The sequence below is a fragment of the Halorubrum sp. SP9 genome (assembly GCF_005435015.1).
Lineage (GTDB): Archaea > Halobacteriota > Halobacteria > Halobacteriales > Haloferacaceae > Halorubrum > Halorubrum sodomense.
Window position 1 is genome coordinate 1 of the sequence record NZ_SGXU01000687.1, and the last position, 242, is coordinate 242.

At 70.2% G+C, this 242-nt stretch carries 1 pseudogene; it reads right to left on the minus strand.

Features of this window, described 5'->3' with window-relative positions:
• Positions 1-170, minus strand: a pseudogene (locus tag EXE45_RS21965) (MOSC domain-containing protein); the annotation flags it as partial.
• Positions 171-242 lie beyond the last annotated feature (72 nt).

Genomic DNA, 242 nt, shown 5'->3' on the forward strand with positions numbered 1-242 from the left:
CTCGGCTCCAGGTCCGCCTGCTCGTTGTAGATCCCGTCGCCGTCGAAGTAGCGGTCGCCCCTGAGGCCGCGGTCCGCGACCGCTTCGACCGCCTCCCGCGGCTCCGGCTCGCCGCCCGTCCCCGAGGCGACGTGAATCCGTTCGACCGTGCCGACGCCTGATCCCGTCATTCGCGACTCACAGACGAACTCCGGCGCGCGGGATCAAGAAGCTAGCGGCGGGATGAGAGTCAGGGAGAGCGG